Origin of the sequence: Mesorhizobium carmichaelinearum, from assembly GCF_900199455.1 — a bacterium.
Classification (GTDB): domain Bacteria; phylum Pseudomonadota; class Alphaproteobacteria; order Rhizobiales; family Rhizobiaceae; genus Mesorhizobium; species Mesorhizobium carmichaelinearum.
This window is the reverse complement of the sequence record NZ_FZQR01000170.1, coordinates 1-426: the sequence shown is the minus strand read 5'-3', so window position 1 is coordinate 426 and position 426 is coordinate 1. Positions and strand designations below refer to the sequence as shown.

At 65.5% G+C, this 426-nt stretch carries 1 protein-coding gene; it reads right to left on the bottom strand.

What is annotated here, in order from left to right; all coding sequences use genetic code 11:
• Positions 1–426, bottom strand: a 426-nt coding sequence (locus CKW40_RS42515; protein WP_280175442.1) for a phosphoribosyltransferase, incomplete at both ends; no start/stop codon positions are given.

Genomic DNA, 426 nt, shown 5'->3' with positions numbered 1-426 from the left:
CTCCTGATACCAACGACCCACCGCCTGGAATGGCTCCGGCGTAATTGCGCAAATGACCTCGTCGGCCCTTTTCTTCATTTCCTCACAGGCGTCGCGCGATGCCGTCGGAACTGCGACGACAATGCGCGCAGGCCCCTGCTGTCGTAACCCTTCGATCGCGGCGTACATTGTGGCACCTGTCGCTAACCCGTCGTCAACCAGGATCACCGTGCGGCCGCGCCCGTCGGGCTGCGGACGGCTGCCACGGTAAAGCCGCTCGCGCCGTGCCCGCTCCAGGCGCTCGCGTGCCGCAACCGCATCAATGATAGGCGTCGGAATGCCCAGGGCTTCGACGATCTCGTTGTTGAGCACGCGCACGCCACCTGTCGCGACCGCGCCCATCGCCAACTCCTCATGGCCGGGGACGCCGAGCTTGCGGACCACAAA